15 protein-coding genes are annotated in these 20,944 nt (G+C 72.6%); 12 read left to right on the top strand and 3 right to left on the bottom strand.

Features of this window, described 5'->3' with window-relative positions:
• Window positions 1-43 precede the first annotated feature (43 nt).
• Both ACY0MR_RS10045 and ACY0MR_RS10040 read right to left on the bottom strand, forming a co-directional pair.
• Complete coding sequence (locus ACY0MR_RS10045; protein ID WP_473560373.1) at window positions 44-673, bottom strand: hypothetical protein; 630 nt, start codon at window positions 671-673, stop codon at window positions 44-46.
• Between the two features lie 228 nt (window positions 674-901).
• A complete protein-coding gene (locus ACY0MR_RS10040) occupies window positions 902-3,085 on the bottom strand; it encodes a RecQ family ATP-dependent DNA helicase (protein ID WP_473560371.1) in 2,184 nt (727 codons plus the stop codon).
• Between the two features lie 142 nt (window positions 3,086-3,227).
• Here ACY0MR_RS10040 and ACY0MR_RS10035 point away from each other — a divergent pair, with 142 nt between their 5' ends.
• The 7 genes from ACY0MR_RS10035 (at window position 3,228) to ACY0MR_RS10005 (ending at window position 13,715) form a co-directional block, all read left to right on the top strand.
• Entirely contained in the window at window positions 3,228-4,646 is a 1,419-nt protein-coding gene (locus ACY0MR_RS10035; protein ID WP_473560369.1) for a DUF4192 domain-containing protein, read from the top strand.
• A gap of 115 nt (window positions 4,647-4,761) precedes the next feature.
• Entirely contained in the window at window positions 4,762-6,849 is a 2,088-nt protein-coding gene (locus ACY0MR_RS10030; RefSeq protein WP_473560367.1) for an amylo-alpha-1,6-glucosidase, read from the top strand.
• A gap of 109 nt (window positions 6,850-6,958) precedes the next feature.
• On the top strand, window positions 6,959-7,795 hold the full coding sequence (locus ACY0MR_RS10025; RefSeq protein WP_404081719.1) for an NUDIX hydrolase: 837 nt from the start codon (window positions 6,959-6,961) through the stop codon (window positions 7,793-7,795).
• Between the two features lie 120 nt (window positions 7,796-7,915).
• Window positions 7,916-9,751, top strand: coding sequence for an ATP-binding cassette domain-containing protein (locus ACY0MR_RS10020; protein ID WP_473560365.1), 1,836 nt, complete (start codon window positions 7,916-7,918; stop codon window positions 9,749-9,751).
• 160 nt (window positions 9,752-9,911) lie between these two features.
• Window positions 9,912-10,799, top strand: coding sequence for a FadR/GntR family transcriptional regulator (locus tag ACY0MR_RS10015; protein ID WP_473560363.1), 888 nt, complete (start codon window positions 9,912-9,914; stop codon window positions 10,797-10,799).
• A 380-nt stretch (window positions 10,800-11,179) separates the two neighbouring features.
• Window positions 11,180-12,727 (top strand): RNA polymerase sigma factor, encoded by a 1,548-nt coding sequence (locus ACY0MR_RS10010; RefSeq protein ID WP_388806828.1) that lies wholly within the window; start codon window positions 11,180-11,182, stop codon window positions 12,725-12,727.
• 169 nt (window positions 12,728-12,896) lie between these two features.
• Entirely contained in the window at window positions 12,897-13,715 is an 819-nt protein-coding gene (locus tag ACY0MR_RS10005; protein ID WP_392865077.1) for a S1 family serine peptidase, read from the top strand.
• A 114-nt stretch (window positions 13,716-13,829) separates the two neighbouring features.
• On the opposite strand, the gene ACY0MR_RS10000 is transcribed toward ACY0MR_RS10005, so the two are convergent.
• Complete coding sequence (locus ACY0MR_RS10000) at window positions 13,830-14,060, bottom strand: DUF7455 domain-containing protein (RefSeq protein WP_015036683.1); 231 nt, start codon at window positions 14,058-14,060, stop codon at window positions 13,830-13,832.
• A 432-nt stretch (window positions 14,061-14,492) separates the two neighbouring features.
• Between ACY0MR_RS10000 and ACY0MR_RS09995 the strand changes: the two genes are divergently transcribed.
• From ACY0MR_RS09995 to ACY0MR_RS09975, 5 genes are all read left to right on the top strand, one after another.
• Window positions 14,493-16,610: a DNA gyrase/topoisomerase IV subunit B gene (locus tag ACY0MR_RS09995; protein WP_361846409.1), complete on the top strand. Its 2,118-nt coding sequence runs from the start codon at window positions 14,493-14,495 to the stop codon at window positions 16,608-16,610.
• A gap of 97 nt (window positions 16,611-16,707) precedes the next feature.
• Window positions 16,708-17,922, top strand: a complete 1,215-nt coding sequence (locus tag ACY0MR_RS09990; protein WP_473560360.1) for a sensor histidine kinase — start codon at window positions 16,708-16,710, stop codon at window positions 17,920-17,922.
• On the top strand, window positions 17,919-18,734 hold the full coding sequence (locus tag ACY0MR_RS09985) for a response regulator (protein WP_473560358.1): 816 nt from the start codon (window positions 17,919-17,921) through the stop codon (window positions 18,732-18,734). Before ACY0MR_RS09990 ends, ACY0MR_RS09985 begins: the two co-directional genes overlap by 4 nt.
• A gap of 99 nt (window positions 18,735-18,833) precedes the next feature.
• Window positions 18,834-19,319, top strand: coding sequence for a DUF485 domain-containing protein (locus tag ACY0MR_RS09980; protein WP_404081731.1), 486 nt, complete (start codon window positions 18,834-18,836; stop codon window positions 19,317-19,319).
• Window positions 19,316-20,908, top strand: coding sequence for a solute symporter family protein (locus ACY0MR_RS09975; protein WP_392865071.1), 1,593 nt, complete (start codon window positions 19,316-19,318; stop codon window positions 20,906-20,908). Before ACY0MR_RS09980 ends, ACY0MR_RS09975 begins: the two co-directional genes overlap by 4 nt.
• Window positions 20,909-20,944: the final 36 nt, after the last annotated feature.

Here is a 20,944-nt window from a genome sequence, read left to right as displayed (position 1 = left end):
GACCGAACCGGGTCCGGCGGGGGTCGACGTCCTCCGGGGGCCCTCAGCGCGCGGCGGCCCGGCGCAGGGGCTCGGTCGCCCCGCTCGCTGTTCTCGGCGTCAGCCGGCCGAGCTCGGCCGACCCCTCCCCGAGCGGCAGGGGGAGCGAGTCGGAACTCGGACGGCGCCCTCCGCGCCCCTCGCCGAGCACCTGCCAGCCTGCCCGGGTCAGCGTGATGTACGCACCGCAGCGGAGGCCGTGCAGGGTGCAGGCGTCCCTGAGCCCCCACATCCACGCGCCGTCCTCCTCGGTCCAGCGCTCGTCACCGTCGCGGCAGTACAGCAGCACCGCCGTGCGCACCGGAGTGCGTCTGCGGAGGTCATGCGGGATGACCCGCCGCAGATGCGCGAGCAGCGCGTTGCGGAACTCCCAGCCGTCCGCCGGAGTCGGGCGACGGACGAACGAGGCGCTGGCGGCGATCCGTTCCTCGTGGTCGAGGATCGCGAGGACCGCCGTCGAAGGCGTGGGCGCGTGGCGCGAGTGCAGTCCGCCGACGACCTCGCGCGGACTGCGCAGCAGCGGGATCCCCGCCGCGGCCCACTCGGCCGGTTCGAGTACCCGAGCGAGGCGGTTGGCGGACTCGGACGACGATCTGAGCGAGGCGGCTGTGGGCGGAGCGAATCCGAGGGTCACGGTCCTCCCTTCGGATACGCGCCCGCAAGGCGGGCAAGGTCGGGTGAGGGCGCACCACAGCACAGCCCGTCCAGACCGCTGGCGGGGCGTGCGAGGCGGTTTCCCAATTCTTGCGGGCCCTGGGGCGAGCGGCAATGAGCAATTGAGGCCGCTGACGGGATTGCGTCGGTATGCCTTTCATATCCCTGCCCAGTTGCCCATTGTTCACTCCCCGTTTCCCCTCCCGTTTCACCCCTGGACTGCGAGCACCAGCGGAAACACTCCTTCCGCTCCGGCCCTGCGCAGCAGCCGGGCCGCCACCGCCAAGGTCCAGCCGCTGTCGGACAGGTCGTCGACGAGGAGCACCGGCCCTCCGGCCGCGGCCAGCCGCTCACCCAACTCGGTGGAGACCGTCAGCGTGCGCTGCAACCCCACCACCCGCTGGGCGCTGTTGGTCCGGGACAGCCGCACGTCCTCCGCCTCGGGCGCGTACTCCACCGCCCCGAGCAGAGGCATCCTGCCGATCTCCGCGATCCGCTGCCCGAGCGAACCCACCAGCCGGGGCCTGCGGTGGGAGGCCACCGTGACCACACCGGCCGGCCGCGCGGGCGCGTCGGACGCCCCAGAGGCCCAACCGCCGGGCCCCTTCGCCCAGTCGGCGAGCACGTGCACCACCGCCTGCACGACATCGTCAGGAACCGGACCGTCGGCTGCGGTGTCGGCCAGAAGGGGACGCAGCCGGTTCCCCCAACCGATGTCCGAGAGACGGCCCAGGGCCCGGCCGCCGAAAGCCTGTTCCCCCGCCGGGATACGGCCCTTCAGATCGACCCCGACGGCCGCCAGGCCGGTCGGCCACATCTTCCGCGGCTCGACCTCCACGCCCGGACGCCCGAGCTCGCCCTTGGCCGCGTCCAGCGCCGCGTCGGTGACCTTCGGGTCGAACCGGCTCCCCGCGCAGTTGTCGCAGCGGCCGCACGGCGCGGCCTCCTCGTCGTCCAACTGGCGCCGCAGGAACTCCATCCGGCATCCCGAGGACGCCGCGTAGTCGCGCATCGCCTGCTGCTCCGCCGCCCGCTGCCGCGCCACCCAGGCGTACCGCTCGGTGTCGTACACCCACGGACGGCCCGTGCTCTCCCACCCGCCCTTCACCCGCCGCACCGCGCCGTCCACGTCGAGGACCTTGAGCATCGTCTCCAGACGGGTCCTGCGCAGCTCGACCAGAGGCTCCAGGGCGGGCAGGGACAAGGGCCGGCCCGCCTGGGCGAGTACGTCGATGGTCCGGCGCACCTGCTCCTCGGGAGGGAAGGCCACCGAGGCGAAGTACCGCCAGATCGCCTCGTCCTCCTGCCCCGGCAGCAGCAGCACCTCGGCGTGCTCCACACCACGACCGGCGCGGCCGACCTGCTGGTAGTACGCGATCGGGGACGACGGCGACCCGAGATGCACCACGAAGCCGAGGTCGGGCTTGTCGAAGCCCATGCCGAGGGCCGAGGTCGCCACGAGCGCCTTGACCCGGTTCGCCTGGAGGTCGTCCTCCGCCTGCTGCCGGTCGGCGTTCTCCGTGCGGCCCGTGTACGAGGAGACGGTGTGTCCGCACTGGCGCAGATAGGCCGTGACCTCGTCCGCCGCGGCGACCGTCAGCGTGTAGATGATGCCGGATCCGGGCAGTTCGCCGAGGTGGTCGGCCAGCCACGCCAAGCGGTGGGCCGCGTCCGGCAGCCGGACCACGCCCAGGCTCAGGCTCTCCCGGTCCAGCGGGCCGCGCAGCACCAGGGCGTCCGTGCCGGCGCCGGTGCCGAGCTGCTCGGCCACGTCGGCCGTCACCCGGGCGTTCGCCGTCGCCGTGGTCGCGAGCACCGGAACCCCGGACGGCAGGTCCGCCAGCATCGTGCGCAGCCGGCGGTAGTCGGGACGGAAGTCGTGCCCCCAGTCCGAGATGCAGTGCGCCTCGTCCACCACCAGCAGGCCGGTCGCGGCGGCGAGCCGGGGGAGTACCTGGTCACGGAAATCGGGATTGTTGAGCCGCTCGGGGCTCACCAGGAGGACGTCCACCTCGCCGGCGGCCACCTCCTGCTGGACCGTGTCCCACTCCTCCGTGTTCGACGAGTTGATCGTCCGGGCACGGATGCCCGCCCGCGCCGCCGCCTCCACCTGGTTGCGCATCAGCGCGAGCAGGGGGGAGACGATCACGGTCGGTCCGCTGCCGCGCTCGCGGAGCAGCGAGGTCGCCACGAAGTACACGGCCGACTTGCCCCAGCCCGTCCGCTGCACCACCAGGGCACGGCGCCGGTCCGCGACCAGCGCCTCGATGGCCCGCCACTGGTCCTCGCGCAGTCTCGCCGTGCCGGTCGGGTCCGAGACGAGACGGGCGAGCACGGCGTCGGCGGCGGTCCGGAGCGCCGCACGGTCTTCCAGGGGGTCTGCGTGGGTCATGCCCCCATGCAACCCGATGCCTCGGACATCCGGCGAATGAGCGCCGGATCTGTGGATAACCCGAACGGGTCGACGAAAGCCCCGTTCCCGGAGTTATCCACAGGGGTTTCGGATTTCGGGAGATCACGAGACCGTCCTGACCATGAACGCGAACCACCACGAAACCAGCGGACCCACCCGTACCCAGATCACCCTGCGCGGCCCGGCCGAACTGGCCGACGCCCTGCCGTTCGTCCTGGGCTTCCACCCCACCGACTCCGTCGTCCTCGTCGCCCTCCACGGCGAGCACGGCCGCTTCGGCGGGCGGGTCAGGCTCGGCATTCCCCGTTCGCCCCGCGAATGGGCGACCACCGCCGACCACCTCGCCGAATGCCTCGTGGAGGGGGGTGCACGGAGCGGCGCCCGTCCCGACGGCATCGTCGTCTTCCTCTGCCAGGACCCTGCGGCGGGCGAGACGGGACGCAGGGTCATGGAGCGCCTTCGCCCCTTCGCCCAGCGGCTGCGCACGGCCTGCGGCGCCCTCGACATCCCGGTCTACGAGGCCCTCTGCATCTCCGACGGCCTCTACTTCTCCTACTGCTGCCCCGACGCCCGCTGCTGCCCGCCCGACGGAACCCCTCTCGCCCTCAGCGGGACGACGGTGATGGCGGCGACCGCGGCCTACGCCGGCGTCCAGGTCCGGGGGACCCTGCGGGACATGCAGCGGCGGTTCCGGCCCACCGGCGGGCCTCGCGAGGAGGAGCAGCGCTCGGCGCTCGACACCAGCGCCGCCGCGATCGTCCCCCGGATCGTCGAGGGAGCCCAGGACGAGGGGCGGGAGGAGGTGCGCGAGGCGACTCTGAACCTCGCCCGCGCGGTGCTCCGCCGTTTCGCCAATCCGGTGAAGGCGGCCGCGCCGACCGGCTCCGCAGGGACTCCGGGGGACCCGAGGACCGCCCCGAGCGACGCCGCCGGATGGGCGGCGGGGGACGAGGCCGACGACGCCCTGGTCGGGACGGACGAGGCGGCCACCCTGATCCTCGGCCTCCAGGACCGGGCCACCCGGGACCGCGCCGCCGAATGGATGGAGGGCTGGGAGGGCGCCGCGGCGCTGCGCCTCTGGCGGGTCCTGGCGCGACGCTGTGTCGCCCCCTACCAGGAGCACTCCGCCGCACCGCTCACCCTCGCGGGCTGGGCCGCATGGTCCACCGGCGACGAGCCGACCGCCCGGGTCGCCCTCGGACTCGCGCTGGAGGTGGACGCCGAGTACGTCTTCGCCCGGCTGCTGCACCAGGCGTGCAACGAGGGGCTCGATCCCGAGTCGCTCCGCTCCTGCCTGCGGGCCGAACGGGACGACCGACTCGCCGCGGACGCGGCGGCCGCCCGCGTGTCCGCGCAGGTCCGGACCCGCGTCGCGCGCTCGCGGAGCAGCAGGCGGACCGTACGGAAGGCCGGTCGCGGGCTCGGTGGAGCGGAACGGCGCCCCGCGGCCGGCGTTCGGCCCGGCGGGCCCGCCGCGGGGAGTCCGGGAAGCCGGTCGCCGAGGCAGGGTGGGCAGCGCGGCACCAGGAGCGGCCGATGAGGACCGTGACCCGGCCCCCCGTCGGCGCGTTCAGCTCTCTGGCGGAGTCGTCCGAACCGTCCCGCCGACACCGCGCCGGCCGCCCGGTCCGCACAGAGAGCACCCCGTACCCGCCATGGCCCTCAGCCCTGTCCCGGCCCCCGGCCGCCCCACCGGACCCCCCGTCGGCCACCCGCCCGGCCGCCCCACCGGGCATCGGCCCGGCGCCGCAGCCGGCGCTCCGCCGCCGCGCGCGGTCCGGCCGGTGGAACTTCCCTCGGTGCACGACGCGCTCCTCTGCGTCGCACTGCCCGCCCTCGCCGTCAGCGCCGGGCACGGCCAGCTCACCGGAGAGGGGCCCGAGGGCGTGTACGCGGCGGGCCGACGGATCCTCTCCCGGTGCGTCCTCCGCGTGGCGGGGCGCGAACCGCTCGCCCTCCAGGGCCGGATGGCCGGCGCGGACCGGGCCGTGTTCCTCGGAGCCCTCCGAGCACCTGGAGACCTGGGCCCCGATCCCGGACTCACCGTCGAGCGCACCCGGAGCGCCGACGGCAGTGAGCGGATCACGCTGCGCAGTGCCGCCCCCCGCCCGCTGCGCCTCCCCGTGGAAATCGCTCTGGGGTCGGATCTCGCGGACCTGGGGGCGGTGGCGTCCGGCCGACCCGGACCCGAGCTCACGGCGAGCGTCCACGGCACCGGCCTGCGCTGGACCGGCGAGGGCGGCCGATCCGTCACCGTCACGGCGGATCCGCCGCCCATGGACGCCTTGGCCGCGGCGGGCGTCCTGCGCTGGGAGGCCGAGCTGGCGCCCGGGGGCACCTTCACGGTCCGGCTCCGGGTACGCGACGGCGCACCCGGCCGTCCCGCCGGCTCCCAGGGCGGCGCCGGGCGCCCAGGCGGTCACGTCCTCGCCGAAGCCCTCGCCGAGGGCGACGACCCCCGCCCGGGGCAGCTGCTGCGCACCTCGGTCGAGGACCTGCGGGCCCTGCTCCAGCGCGACCCGGCCCATCCGACCGGCGTCCATCTGGCGGCGGGCGTCCCCTGGCGCTGCGGACCCGTCACCGCCGAGGCGCTCTGGGCGGCCAGGATGGCCCTGCCCCTCGGCACCCGGCTCGCCGCCACGACCCTGCGCGCCCTCGGACGGTCTCAACTGCCCGGCGGCTCCGAGGCCGGTCGCATCACGGGCCCGCTCCGGGACGCAGGACCCCATCTGCCGCCCCACTGCACCGGCATCGAGGCCACCCTCGCCTTCCCCGTCGTGCTCGCCGAGGCCCGCCGCTGGGGGCTGCCGACGGCGGACCTGGAAGAGCTGCTGCCCACGGCGGAGCGCTGCCTGGAGTGGCTGCGCCGCACGGCCGGCACGAGCGGGCTCGTCCCGGACCCGGGCGCCGCCGGGCCCCGGCGCGCCGAGACGCAGGCGCACGCACATCGTGCGGCGCTGCTCGGAGCGGACCTGCTCGGCGCCTGCGGGAGGCCCGGGGGTGAAGCACTGCTGGAGGCCGCGGGCGCGATGCGCGAGCAGTTCCGGCGGGAGTTCTGGCTCGACGACCCGGCCGGCGGACGGCCCGCCGCCGCCCTCGGACCGGACGGCCGGACCTGGCCCCAGCTCGGTGGCTGGGCGGCCCATCTCCTCGACACCGGACTGCTCGGCGGCGGCCGCCTCGCCCAGGGACTGCTGGACAGGGCGGAGGCCGAGCAGGTGGCGCGGCTGCTCGGCACCCCCGCGCTGGACTCCGGCTGGGGCCTGCGCAGCCTGGGAGCCAAGGAGCCCGGGTACAACCCCTTCGGCCATCGGGCGGGCGCCGTGCGGGTGCACGAGACGGCGGTCGCGGTGGCGGGGCTCGCCGCCCTCGGCCACGAGAAGGAGGCCGCCTCCCTGCTCCGCGGGCTGCTCGACGCGGCGGAGAGCTTCGCGTACCGGCTGCCCGAGATGTACGCGGGGGAGCAGCGCACGGCGGGCGGGCGACCGGTTCCCCACCCCGCCGCGTGCCGCCCGGCGGCCGTCGCCGCCGCCGGAGCCGTCCACGCGCTGCTGGCCCTCGCCGGCCTCCGGCCCGACGCCCCGGGCCGTTCCGTGTCCACGCACCCCCTGCGGTCGGCGCCGCTCGGGGCGATCAGGTTCTCGGGGCTCGTGGTCGCGGGCGAGCCCTTCGCCGTACGAGTCGGCAGGCTCGGTCTCGGTATGGTCGAGGAGGCCGCAGAGGGCCTTCAACTGGGGGTGTGACGGGATGCCGGGCACAGACACGACGGAAGCCTCGCGCGAGGGTGCGGGAGTCGCCGCCGATGCTTTCGAGGGGCGTGCTTATCGTCAGGAAGACGACTATGATCGCGGCATGCCTCCCTACGACCCGTCGGCCTTTCCGCCGTTCGCCGTGACCGTCGATCTGGTCGTACTCACCGTGCGCCGCCACGCGCTCTGCACCCTGGTCGTGCGGAGGGGGGAAGCACCGTACAAGGGGCGTTGGGCGCTGCCCGGCGGCTTCGTGCGCGAGGACGAGGACCTCGGCGGCGCCGCCGCGCGCGAGCTGGTCGAGGAGACCGGCCTCTGCGCCCACGACCCGGCCGCCCCGCCACCGGTGCCGAGCAACGGCGCGCACCTGGAGCAACTGGCGACCTACGGGGCGCCTGATCGGGACCCGCGCATGCGGGTGGTCAGCGTCGCGCATCTGGCGCTCGCCCCCGACCTTCCCGCCCCGCGGGCCGGCGGCGACGCGAACAGCGCCCGCTGGGCCCCCGTCGAGGAACTGCTCGGCGAGGAACTGCTCGCCGGGACGGCGGACGCGTCCACGGCGCTCCGGAGTGCCGTGGACGAAGATTTCAGGGATGCCGGAGGCGACGAGAAGGAAGGCGGCCCGGTCGCGCTCGCCTTCGACCACGCCCGGATCCTCGCCGACGGGGTCGAGCGGGCCCGGTCCAAGATCGAGTACTCGTCCCTGGCCACGGCCTTCTGCCCGCCCGAGTTCACCGTGGGAGAGCTGCGACGGGTCTACGAGGCCGTCTGGGGCGTCGCGCTGGACCCGCGCAACTTCCACCGGAAGGTGACCGGCACGCCCGGCTTCCTCGTTCCGGCCGGTGGCACCACGACCCGTCAGGGCGGGCGCCCGGCCCAGCTCTTCAGGGCAGGTGGGGCCACTCTCCTCAACCCGCCGATGCTGCGTCCCGAGGTCTGACGGACCGGTGTCCCGGCGTCCTGGGCGCCAACCCTGCGTGGAAAGTCCGAAATGTAGCGTTATCTTGCTGCGGTAGCGCCGCCCTGCCGCGGAGCGGTGTCACCTACCGCGAGAGAAGCGATGCTCCAGGCCATCGGACTGACCAGCACTCCCCGCCAAGATCGCCCGCCCGCGGTGGACGATCTGACCTTCGAGGCCCGGCCGGGTGCCGTGACCGCTCTTCTCGGCTCCGCGGGCTCGGGCAAGACCACCGCGCTCCGGCTCATGCTCGAACTCGAGCCGGGTCGCGGGACCACCTACTTCCGTGGGCGGCCGCTCCACCGCATCGCCCAGCCGCAACGTGAGGTCGGCGTCCTGCTCGGCGACATCCCCGGCCACCCCTCCCGCACCCTCCGGAGCCAGTTGCGCATGCTCTGCGCCGCCACGGGGGTTCCCGCCTCGCGGGCCGAGGAGCTCACCCGAGCCGTCGGCCTCGACGGACTGGAGCGGCGCCGGATCGGCACGCTCCCGATCGGCGCCGATCGCCGACTCGGCCTGGCCTCGGCCCTGTTGGGCGACCCGCACACGCTGCTGCTCGACGAGCCCGACTCCGGCCTCTCCGCGGCCGAGAGCGGCCGGCTGCACGAGTTCCTGCGGGCGCACGCGGACGGAGGCGGAACCGTGCTCTACACCACGGCGGACCCCAAGGACGCCGTCCGCAACGCCGACCGCGTCGTCACGCTGCACGCCGGGCGGCTCGTCGGCGACCAGGACGTGACCGAGTTCGCCCGTACCCGGCTGCGTCCCCGGGTCTCCGTCCGCACCCCGCAGGCCGCCCGGCTCGCCGCGGTGGTGACCCAGGAGGCCCGGGCAGCCCGGCGCCCGGTCGAGGTCGTTGCGGAGGACGGGAACCGGCTGTCCGTCTACGGGAGCGACTGCGCGGCCGTCGGCGACACGGCGTTCCGGCACGGCGTACCGATCCACCGGCTCGCGGCCGAGACCGGCGACTCCGGCGCCCCTGCCGGCAGCGGTCGGGCCGCACCGCGCACCGCGGCGGGAGACGGTCGTCCGGAGTCCGGCGGCGCGGTCCGCCGGGCCGGGACCGCCGGCCCCGCACCGGCAGACGCGTCGCCCCGCAGTTCCGTTTCCCGCGACGAATCCCGCGACATCGGGGCGGGGAAGTCAGGCGTGGCCCGCCGGCCCGCCCGCTCGCCCCTGCGGCCACTGCGGTACGAGATCCACCGGCTGCTGGGCGTGCCGTCCACCCCGCTCGTCCTGACCGCCGTACTGCTCGTCTCGGTGACGCTCGCCCTGCTCCTCGGGCGAGGCGGACGGGCCGCGCTGCCCGCCGTGCTGGCCGGCTGGCCCGCCCTCTCGCCGCTGCCACCGGCTGCTCTCGGGGCCGGACTGCTCGGGGCCTTCTCCTTCGGCGAGGAGTACCGCTACCCGGCGCTCACCACAGGCCGGGGAGCCGTCCCGCGCAGGCCCGGTCTGCTGCTGGCGAAACTGACCGTGGCGGCGGTCGTGGCGCTGCTGCTCGGCGCGGCCGTCGTCGTGGTGGATCTGACGGTCCTGCGGTTCGTCTACGGCGGCGAGTTGATCGCCGTACCCGGAAACTGGCCGACTCTTTCCGCGAGTTGGCTGGGTCTCATGGTCGGCTGCGCCTGGGCGGGCGTGCTGGGCGCCGGGGTGTTCCGGGCGGCGGCGGCCGGGGTCGCGGCGGTCCTCGCGGTGCCGGTCGCGTTCGTCCCGCTGATGCAGCAGGTGCTGACGGGACCGTCGGTGCGGTCGGCTGCCGGACTTCCCGCGCGACTGCGTGAGTTCGCGGGACCGCAGTGGTCCCCCGCGGTGGATCGCTGGCTGGCGGGAGGGCTGAGGGTGCTCGGGCAGCCCTCGGGGGTGGCCCTCTCCCTGACGTTGACAGGGTTGCTCTGCGCCTATGTGTTCACCGGCCTTCGCCGGAAGGCGCGTTGGTGATCACTTGCGGACCGAAAGATTCCGGATCTCGGTCAACTCCCCCGGAAACTGACCAATATGTCTGATTCATCGTCAATTGTGTAGAGGTCGCCGATCACCCTTTCGTGTGCTTTTCACCAAAGACCTCAAGGGCCACGGAGGCAACGCCGACAAAGGATGCGTGAGTACCCTTGCGCACACCATGATGACCGCCGCCCGCTCCGTCGACTCCGGCCTCGGCGCCCCGGGCGATCTCGACCGCTACCCCTATGCGGAGGCGCCCGGCGCCAGCCGCGTGGGCCCGCCCTCCTGGGAGGGGGTGGACACCGACCTGGGGCGGGTCGGCCGCAGGAGCGCCGGCAACCGGGGCCGAGGCCTGCACGGGCAGCTCGTCCAGCAGCTCGGCCAGATGATCGTCTCCGGCGACCTCGGTGCCGACCGTCCGCTGGTCCCCGAGGAGATCGGCCAGCGGTTCGAGGTCTCGCGCACCGTGGTCCGCGAGTCGCTGCGCGTGCTCGAGGCCAAGGGGCTCGTGAGTGCCCGCCCGAACGTCGGTACCCGCGTCAGGCCCGTCAGCGACTGGAACCTCCTCGACCCCGACATCATCGAGTGGCGTGCCTTCGGCCCCCAGCGGGACGACCAGCGCCGCGAGCTCAACGAGCTGCGCTGGACGATCGAGCCCCTGGCCGCCCGCCTCGCCGCGGGGCACGGCCGTGAGGACGTCCAGCAGCGCCTCTCCGACATGGTCGAGATCATGGGCCACGCGTTCGCCCAGGGTGACGGCATCACGTTCTCGCGCGCCGACACCGAGTTCCACTCGCTCCTCATCCAGCTCGCCGGAAACCGCATGCTGGAGCACCTCTCCGGCATCGTCGGCGCGGCGCTCCAGGTGTCCGGGGGCCCCGCCACGGGCTGTGACCGCCCGAGCGAGGCCTGCCTCGCGCACCACGCCCGGATCGTGGACGCGCTGGCCGCGGGTGACGCCCTCGCCGCGGAGACGGCCATGCGGGCGCTGCTCACGGTCCACCCCGAGGTGGAGCGAGTCGTCCCCGCCCCCCGCGAACACTGACCCGCGGACCGTGGCCGGGAGCGCGCAGGCGCGCACATCGCGTGCCGCCGGGTCCGAGCGGCGTCCGGGGAGCCCGGCAGGGTCTCCCCGGGCGGTGCCAGGATTCCGGCGGTGTGAATGTACGCTGATATACCCCTCTGCGTTGATGTGTCGCACATGAGGTGTGACTCGGGCCACGAAGATTGGGCGTAACACTCCTCCGAGCCGTGCGATGACCTAAGAGGTGACAGCCGAGGAAGGAATACAGCAGCCGATGGAGGCGCTGTGCAGTTCCCCGGTCCAGCCCGCGCCGTCGGCACATTCCCCGTCGACGGTCGTCGGCTCCAGCCCGATCCCGGGCGGGGCCGGAAGCCGTTTTCCATCGTTCCGAGAGGTTGTTCGTGTCGGCCAGCACATCCCGTACGCTCCCGCCGGAGATCGCCGAGTCCGAGTCTGTGATGGCGCTCATCGAGCGGGGAAAGGCTGATGGGCAGATCGCCGGCGATGACGTGCGTCGGGCCTTCGAGGCTGACCAGATTCCGCCAACCCAGTGGAAGAATGTTCTGCGCAGCCTCAATCAGATCCTCGAGGAAGAGGGTGTGACGCTGATGGTCAGTGCAGCGGAGTCGCCGAAGCGCGCCCGCAAGAGCGTCGCCGCGAAGAGCCCGGCCAAGCGCACCGCCACCAAGACCGTCACCGCCAGGACGACCGTCACGAAGACGACCGTCACGGCCGCCGCGGCGGCCTCGGCGGCGGAGGGCGCCGACCCGGCCGACGAGGCCGGATCCGCTCCCAAGGCGGCCGCGAAGAAGACCGTCGCCAAGAAGGCGGTGGCCAAGAAGACCGTCGCCAAGAAGGCCACGGCCAAGAAGACCGCGTCCAAGAAGGACGCCGACGAAGCCGTCGAGGGCGAAGAGCTGCTCGAGGACGTCGCGGCCGGCAAGGGCGAGGAAGAGGAGCCGGAGGGCGAGAGCAAGGGCTTCGTCCTGTCCGACGAGGACGAGGACGACGCTCCGGCGCAGCAGGTCGCCGTCGCCGGTGCCACCGCCGACCCGGTCAAGGACTACCTGAAGCAGATCGGCAAGGTCCCGCTCCTCAACGCCGAGCAGGAGGTCGAGCTCGCGAAGCGGATCGAGGCCGGCCTGTTCGCCGAGGACAAGCTCGCGAACTCGGACAAGCTCGCGCCGAAGCTCAAGCGCGAGCTGGAGATCATCGCCGAGGACGGCCGCCGGGCCAAGAACCACCTCCTGGAGGCCAACCTCCGTCTGGTGGTCTCGCTGGCCAAGCGCTACACCGGCCGCGGCATGCTCTTCCTGGACCTGATCCAGGAGGGCAACCTGGGTCTCATCCGCGCGGTCGAGAAGTTCGACTACACCAAGGGCTACAAGTTCTCCACGTACGCCACCTGGTGGATCCGTCAGGCGATCACCCGCGCCATGGCCGACCAGGCCCGCACCATCCGTATCCCGGTGCACATGGTCGAGGTCATCAACAAGCTCGCGCGCGTGCAGCGCCAGATGCTCCAGGACCTGGGCCGTGAGCCCACCCCGGAGGAGCTGGCCAAGGAGCTCGACATGACCCCCGAGAAGGTCATCGAGGTCCAGAAGTACGGCCGCGAGCCGATCTCCCTCCACACCCCGCTGGGTGAGGACGGCGACAGCGAGTTCGGCGACCTGATCGAAGACTCCGAGGCGGTCGTCCCGGCCGACGCGGTGAGCTTCACGCTCCTCCAGGAGCAGCTGCACTCGGTGCTCGACACGCTCTCCGAGCGTGAGGCGGGCGTCGTCTCGATGCGCTTCGGTCTCACCGACGGCCAGCCGAAGACGCTGGACGAGATCGGCAAGGTCTACGGCGTGACCCGCGAGCGGATCCGCCAGATCGAGTCCAAGACCATGTCGAAGCTGCGCCACCCGTCGCGCTCGCAGGTGCTGCGCGACTACCTCGACTGATCCGTACCTCGGCAGGTCCGTGAGGGTGACGGACACGAGGCAGGAGCGGTACGCGGAAGGGCCCGGTTCCCCCAGGGGAGCCGGGCCCTCCGGCTGTCCGCGGGGTGCACGGCGGCGCCGCGTGCTGGACGCTGGGTGAACGAACATCACCGGAGAGTCAGGAGGCTCCATGCGTGGTTCTCTCAGCCGAGCAGTGACGGGTGCTGTGGGCCTGATCGCGGCCGTGGCGGGGCAACTGGGCACCGCCGTCCCCGCGGCCGCCGACAGCGTCGTGGTGGGCGGTCAGCCGGCCCAGATCACGGACGCGCCGTGGGTGGTGGCGCTGTCCAGCCGTGACCGGTTCGGAGGTACGCGCGCGGGGCAGTTCTGCGGCGGCGTGCTCGTGGCCCCGACCAAGGTGCTCACCGCGGCCCACTGCCTGGGGCGCGAGGTCCTGGGCGGCGAGCCGTGGGAGGTGCGCGACTTCGTGGTCATCGCGGGGCGTGCCTCGCTGCGCGGCCAGGGCGGGCAGGAGGTGCGGATCTCGGACACCTGGGTCAACCCCGACTACGACCCGACGACGAACTCGGGCGATCTCGCGGTGCTGACGCTCGTGAGCCCGCTGCCGCAGTCGTACGTGATCGGCGTCGCCCGGGCGGGGGACGCGGCGTACGCGCCCGGCACGGAGGCGGACGTCTACGGCTGGGGCGACACGACGGGCAGCGGGACCTACGCCTCCGCGCTGCGCACGGCGCGGGTGCAGGTGCTCCCGGACAGCTCGTGCGAGCGGGCCTACCCGGGCGGCTTCGGCGTCTCCTACCGGAGCGACACGATGCTGTGCGCGGGCGATCCGCAGGGCGGCAAGGACGCGTGCCAGGGGGACAGCGGCGGTCCCCTCGTGGCGAAGGGGGTGCTCGTCGGCCTCGTGTCCTGGGGCAGCGGCTGCGGGCAGGCGGAGAACCCCGGGGTCTACACCCGGGTCTCGGCGGTCCTGCCGGAGAGCTTCTGATCCACAGCGGACCGTGGCGGTACGAGAACGGGCGGCCACCCCCCTCGACTTACGGGGGTGGCCGCCCGCTGTCCGGTCAGTGGCCGGATCTGGGCTCGTCGTGGATGCGAGGCGTCAGTGGTCGTCGCCCTGGGTGCGGGCCGGCACGTCCGTCAGGCGGTCCGTCTCATCCTGTATCTCAACGGCGATCTTCTTGAGTTCCGGCTCGAACTTGCGGCCGTGGTGGGCGCAGAAGAGCAAGTCACCTCCGCTGGTCAGGACGACACGCAGGTAGGCCTGGGCGCCGCAGCGGTCGCAACGGTCAGCGGCCGTCAGGGGGCTCGCGGGGGTCAGAACAGTAGTCACGTCGCCTCTTCTCTAGCTCGACGAGCTGTCGTACCAGGGTCAACATCCAACCAGGCCGAAAACGTTCCCGCTCGCGGCTTTTCCTTCAAACTTCTTCGCAGGTGGCTGTCTGCTGCCGGTTGGCGGCGAATGAGCCGTATTGCGTCGCTCTACGGATTTCGCGTTGCTTGTGTAGGTCAGTCCTCCCGGCGTGGTTGCCGGTTGTTGATGAGGACGTGCCCGGAGCCTAAATGGTTCATGCCTGGAAGGGAACGTGATGTTCGCGTCACCCCTTCGAGGGATCGAACATCCATGCGAGGCTGGACTAGCATGAGGAATCGGGGAGGGTGGCGTTACAACGGCTCTACCAGGCATCGGTACCCTCTGACCGGTGACCGACGCCGGGCCTTACCCCACCGGGCCAGATTTCAAATTCAGCGAGGAGCGAACCGCGTGACCGCCGAAACGTCCGTGCCGTCCAGTGCGCTGCTGACCGCAGACCGTGACGCTTCCAACTACACCGCGCGGCACCTGCTCGTACTGGAAGGGCTCGAAGCGGTCCGCAAGCGCCCCGGTATGTACATCGGGTCCACCGACAGCCGCGGCCTGATGCACTGCATCTGGGAGATCATCGACAACTCCGTCGACGAGGCCCTCGGGGGCTACTGCGACCACATCGAGGTGATCCTCCACGAGGACGGCTCCGTCGAGGTCCAGGACAACGGCCGGGGCATCCCGGTCGACGTCGAGCCGAAGACCGGACTCTCCGGGGTCGAGGTCGTCATGACCAAGCTGCACGCCGGCGGAAAGTTCGGCGGCGGCTCCTACGCCGCCTCCGGCGGTCTGCACGGCGTCGGCGCCTCCGTGGTCAACGCCCTGTCGGCCCGCCTCGACGTCGAGGTCGACCGGAACAGCGCCACGCACGCGATCAGCTTCCGCCGGGGCGTCCCCGGCATCTTCACGGAGCAGGGCCCCGACAGCCCCTTCGACCCGGGCAACGGCCTGCGCAAGGGCAAGCGCGTCCCCAAGACCCGCACCGGCACGCGCGTGCGCTACTGGGCCGACCGGCAGATCTTCCTCAAGGACGCCAAGCTCTCCCTGGAGACGCTGCACCAGCGCGCCCGGCAGACCGCCTTCCTCGTGCCCGGCCTCACCATCGTCGTCCGCGACGAGCGGGACCTGGCGGGGGTCGGCAAGAGCGAGGAGACGTTCCGCTTCGACGGCGGGATCAGCGAGTTCTGCGAGTACCTCGCCCAGGACAAGGCCGTCTGCGACATCCAGCGGCTCACCGGACAGGGCACCTTCAAGGAGACCGTCCCGGTCCTCGACGAGCGCGGGCACATGACCCCCACCGAGGTCACCCGCGAGCTCGCCGTGGACGTCGCCCTCCGCTGGGGCACCGGCTACGACAGCACGGTCAAGTCCTTCGTCAACATCATCGCCACGCCCAAGGGCGGCACCCACGTCTCCGGCTTCGAGCAGGCCGTCACCAAGACGGTGAACGAGGTGCTGCGCTCGGCGAAGATGCTGCGGGTCGCCGAGGACGACATCGTCAAGGACGACGCCCTGGAGGGCCTGACGGCCGTCGTGACGGTCCGGCTCGCCGAGCCGCAGTTCGAGGGCCAGACCAAGGAGATCCTCGGTACGTCCGCGGCGCGGCGGATCGTGGCGAACGTGGTCGCCAAGGAGCTCAAGGCCTTCCTGACCTCGACCAAGCGGGACGCCAAGGCGCAGGCCCGTGCCGTCCTCGACAAGGCCGTCGCGGCCGCCCGCACGCGCATCGCCGCCCGTCAGCACAAGGAGGCGCAGCGCCGGAAGACCGCGCTGGAGTCCTCCTCGCTGCCGGCCAAGCTGGCCGACTGCCGCAGTGACGACGTGGAGCGCAGCGAGCTCTTCATCGTCGAGGGCGACTCGGCCCTCGGTACGGCCAAGCTCGCCCGGAACAGCGAGTTCCAGGCCCTGCTGCCGATCCGCGGCAAGATCCTCAACGTCCAGAAGTCGTCCGTCTCGGACATGCTGAAGAACGCCGAGTGCGGAGCGATCATCCAGGTCATAGGAGCGGGCTCCGGCCGCACCTTCGACATCGACGCCGCCCGCTACGGGAAGATCGTGCTCCTGGTCGACGCCGACGTCGACGGCGCCCACATCCGCTGCCTGCTGCTGACCCTCTTCCAGCGCTACATGCGGCCGATGGTGGAGGCCGGGCGGGTCTTCGCCGCCGTGCCGCCGCTGCACCGGATCGAGCTCGTCCAGCCCAAGAAGGGCCAGGACAAGTACGTCTACACGTACTCGGACAACGAGCTGCGCCAGACCCTGCTGGAGTACCAGCGCAAGGGGGTCCGCTACAAGGACTCCATCCAGCGCTACAAGGGTCTGGGCGAGATGGACGCCGACCAGCTCGCGGAGACCACGATGGACCCGCGCCACCGCACCCTCCGCCGGATCAACATCGGCGACCTGGACGCGGCGGAGCAGGTCTTCGACCTCCTCATGGGCAACGACGTGGCGCCCCGCAAGGAGTTCATCACCGGCTCGGCGGCCACCCTCGACCGCTCGCGCATCGACGCCTGAGGCGCTCCACCCGTGGGTGGAGCCGCACGCTCCACCCACGGGCCGATCACATCCCGCCCGACTCTCCGTAGCATCGATGTGACGGAGGGGGACAGGCATGGACGACAAGCGCGAACGGGCGGGCAGCGGGGTCGGCGCGGTCGACGAGGGCACATGGCGCTCCTGGCCCTCGCGGGAGGCGCTCACCCGCCTCGGAGTTCCCCGGGGCCGGATCGTCCTGGACTACAGCATGGTCGCCGCCCTGAGCGTCTGGGTGCTCACGGGGTGCTACACGTCGGGAGCGTTCGAGGGCTGGTTCGCGCCCCTGCCTCCGGTCGGCTTCGGGCTCTGCGTGGCGGCCGCGCTCGGCTACCACCACACGACCCTCGACCATCGGACCGCGGCATCGCTGGGGCTGCTCGGAGTGATCGCCCTGTGCGGCCTCGGGTCCTACGCGGTGGGGGCGCCGACGCCCGCGACCGTGATGTGGATAGTCGTCTCGATCATGGCGATGGAGCGGCTGCCGCTGCCCATCGCCCTGGCCACCGTCGCGGTACTCGTCCCCGGCTTCGTGGAGGCGGACGAGACCGGGTTCCTCGGTGCGGGGCTCACGACCGGAGCCGTGCTGCTCGCCGGCTATTCGCTCCGGCTGGACGCCCACGCCCGCGGCGCCGGGTTCCAGCTGCTGGCGCAGGAGCGGCTCGCCCGGGAGGCCGAGGCGGCCTCGGCCGCCCTGGCCGAGCGGGCCAGGATCGCCCGCGAGATACATGACGTGCTCGCCCACAGCCTCTCCGCCCAGATGGTGCACCTGGAGGTCGCACGGCTCCAGATCGAGGCGGGTGCGGACCGGGGGGAGATCCTCAGACTCGTCACCTCGGCCCGGTCCATGGCCAGGGAGGGGCTCGCGGAGACCCGGCACGCGCTGTCGGCACTCCGCGGGGACATGGTGCCCGTGGAGGAGTACCTGCGCGAACTGGCCCGGGAGGACCGCGCCGAGGTCGATGTGAGCGGGGAGCGCCGGAACCTGCCGGCCGAGGCCTCCCAGGCGGTGCGACGGGTCGCACAGGAGGCTCTGACGAACGTGCGGAAGCACGCCCCGGGGGCTCGCACCCGCATCCGGCTCGTCTACGAGGCGGGCGGGGTCTCCCTGGAGATACGAGACTCCGGGCCGCCCTCCGACGCCGAGGAGGGGCGGGAGGGGCTCGGGCTCGGCGCTTCCGGCTCCGGGTACGGGCTGCTGGGGATGCGGGAGCGGGCGGAGCTGCTGGGCGGGAGCCTGGACGCGGGGCCGGACGGGCCGGGATTCGCCGTGCTGCTGCGGGTGCCCGCATGAGCGCGGAGGAGCGGGCGGAAGGATTGTCCTGGAGGGAGGACGTCGCATCCGTGGAGGGGGCGAGGGTGGTGCGGGTGGTGGTCGCCGACGATCAGGCCGTGGTGCGCGAAGGGATCGTGATGCTGCTGGGGCTGCTTCCCGGGGTCGAGGTCGTGGGGTCCGCCCGGGACGGCGACGAGGCCGTCGCCCTGACCGCCGAACTCGCGCCCGACGTGGTCCTGATGGACCTGCGCATGCCGCGCTGCGACGGCGTCGAGGCCACCCGCCGGATCCGTGAGCGGCACTCCGGGACGGAGGTCGTGGTGCTCACCACCTACGCCGACGACGCCTCGCTGTTCCCGGCGCTGCGGGCCGGGGCCCGGGGGTATCTGACCAAGGACGCGGGCGGGGAGGAGATCGTACGGGCCCTGAGGGACGTGACCGACGGGCGCGCGGGGTTCTCGCCCACGGTGCAGCGGCGGCTGTTGGAGCAGCTGTTGGAGCGGGGAGACGGGCCCGAGCGGGCCGGTGTGGTGGCCGGCGCAAGGGTGTCGTCCGGGGGCGGAACGGTGCCCGGGGATCCGGCGACCGTCGGCGGGCCCGTGGCCCCGGAGGCGGACGGGCTCACCGAGCGGGAGACGGAGGTGCTCGTGCTCGTCGCCGACGGGCTCTCCAACCAGGAGATCGCCGGTCGACTGCGGATCTCCACGGCCACGGTGAAGACCCACATCAACAACCTGTTCGCCAAGACGGGGGTGCGGGACCGGGCGCAGGCCGTGCGGTACGCATATCAGCACGGTCTGGTCAGGCCACCTGGGAGAAGAGTCACCTGATGGGGTGAAGAGCAGGAGGAGAAGAGTCCGGGATCTTCCCGCTCTGTCCATCCTTGGGCACGCGGCCGAAACGGTTCGCTCGACAAGGAGAGTTGGTCGGTGGAGCAGGTGGACAAGCAGGAGGGGCTCGACGCTTCGGCGGTGCCCTTCGAGGACCCCTGGTACGGCGCGACGGCCGCCGACCGCGGCGAGCACGCGGGGGACACAGCCCGCGGTGACGGCCCCGGCGACGCGGTGCCGCGGCAGCGGGTCCACAGCGCGGCGGAGATCTATCTGGAAGTGCAGCGGAGCCCCGCCTTCCAGGAAGTGCGAAGCCGCTACCGCCGGTTCGTCTTCCCGGCCGCCCTCGCCTTCCTCCTCTGGTACCTCGCCTACGTGGTGGCGGCGACCGCCGCTCCCGGGCTCATGGCGCGCCCTGTGGCCGGGGCGGTGAACGTGGCGATGGTGGCGGGGCTCGGGCAGTTCCTCACCACCTTCCTGCTGACCTGGGCGTACGCGCGCCACGCGCGGCTGCGGAGGGACCGGGCCGCGCTCGACCTGCGCTGGGACACCCAGGAGATGACCCGAGGGGTGGGGCGGCGGTGAACGCGAACCACCAGACCCTGGCCCTCGTGCTGTTCAGCGTCTTCATCGCGGTCACCCTCGGCATCACCACCTGGGTGAGCCGCAACCGGCGGGGCTCGGCGGAGGAGTTCTACGCCGGGGGCAGGCTCTTCTCGCCGCTGGAGAACGGGTTCGCCATCGCGGGCGACTACATGTCCGCGGCCTCCTTCCTCGGCATCTCCGGACTGATCGCGCTCTACGGCTACGACGGCATGCTGTACTCCGTCGGATTCCTCGTCGCCTGGCTGGTCGTGCTGCTGCTCGTGGCCGAACTGGTCCGCAACTGCGGACGGTTCACCCTCGCCGACGTCGTCGCCGCGCGGATGGCCGAGCGCCCGGTGCGGATCGCCGCCGGCACCTCCTCGGTGGCCGTCTCCGTGCTGTACCTGGTGGCCCAGATGGTGGGGGCCGGAAGCCTGGTAGCACTGCTGTTGGGCGGGAGCAGCGAGGCGGCGCGCTCCTGGACGGTCATCGGCGTCGGCGCCCTGATGGTGATCTACGTGTCGCTCGGCGGCATGCGGGCCACCACCTGGATCCAGATCGTCAAGGCCGTCCTGCTCATGGCGGGCACGATCACGCTCACGGTGCTCGTCCTGCTGCGCTTCCACGGCGACGTGAACAGCCTGCTCTCCACGGCGGCCGAACGCAGCGGCCACGGAATGGACTTCCTCGCGCCGGGGCTCCGGTACGGGGGCGACTGGACGGCCCGCCTCGACTTCATCAGCCTCGGACTCGCCCTCGTCCTGGGCACGGCGGGGCTGCCCCACATCCTGTCGCGCTTCTACACCGTGCCGACCGCCCGGGCCGCCCGGCGCTCGGTCGTCTGGTCCATCGGGCTCATCGGCAGCTTCTACCTGATGACCATCGTGCTGGGCTTCGGCGCCGCCGCCCTCATCGGGCCCGAAGAGGTCCGCGCCTCCAACGCCTCGGGGAACACCGCCGTACCGCTGCTCGCCCTCGACCTCGGCGGTGGCGCGGGTTCCACCGGCGGCACCGTGCTCTTCGCGATCGTCGCCGCCGTGGCCTTCGCGACCATCCTCGCCGTCGTCGCGGGGATCACCCTCGCCTCCTCCGCCTCCGTGGCGCACGATCTGTACGCCTCGCTGCGGCGCAGGCACGCGAAGCAGTACAGCGAGGTGTCGGTGGCCCGGGTCGCCGCCGCGGTGATCGGTGCCGCCGCGATCGGTCTGGGACTGCTGGCCCGTGACCTCAACGTGGCCTTCCTCGTCGGCCTCGCCTTCGCGGTCGCGGCCTCCGCGAATCTGCCGGTGCTGCTGTACTCGCTGTTCTGGCGGCGGTTCACGACCAGGGGAGCCGTCTGGTCGGTGTACGGCGGTCTGATTCCGGCGGTGCTGCTCGTCCTCGTCTCGCCGGTGGTCTCCGGAAGTCCGGAGTCGCTGTTCCCCGGTGTCGACTTCCACCTCTTCCCGCTGCAGAACCCGGGAGCGGTCTCCATCCCGCTGGGCTTCCTGGCCGGCTGGATCGGGACGGTGACGTCGCACGAGCCGTCCGACGAGGCGCGTCACGCCGAGACCGAGGTCCGGTCGCTGACGGGCGCCGGAGCGGCCTGACGGCCCGCAAAACCGGGCTGAAGAGCCAGGGGGACG

The sequence above is a fragment of the Streptomyces sp. JN8 genome (genome assembly GCF_055808075.1).
This window is presented reverse-complemented; position numbering and strand designations above follow the sequence as displayed.